The sequence below is a fragment of the Monashia sp. HAY1-2A genome (assembly GCF_056755315.1).
Genome location: NZ_JBNDHY010000567.1, coordinates 1 through 253, shown reverse-complemented (window position 1 = coordinate 253; position 253 = coordinate 1). Strand labels below are relative to the sequence as shown.

The 253-nt window shown below is 63.6% G+C and carries 1 pseudogene; it reads left to right on the top strand.

Annotated elements, in window-relative coordinates:
* A pseudogene (locus tag ACPYOM_RS23095) lies at positions 1 to 253 on the top strand (dynamin family protein); the annotation flags it as partial.

The window sequence follows — 253 nt, the reverse complement described above, 5'->3', positions numbered from 1 at the left end:
CAGAGGATGTGGAAAAGCTCGTAGTTGATTGGCCCGCGGCCAGCCTCCGGGACCTCACCCTGATCGACACCCCGGGCATCGCTTCCCTGTCCAGGGACGTGTCCGGGAGGTCCACGGCTTTCCTGCTTCCCGAAGACGCTCCCACTGCGGCCGACGCCGTCATCTACTTGATGCGGCACCTGCACGCCTCGGATATCCGGTTCTTGGAATCGTTCAAGGACACCGCCGCAGGGAAGTCCGGGACCGTCAATGC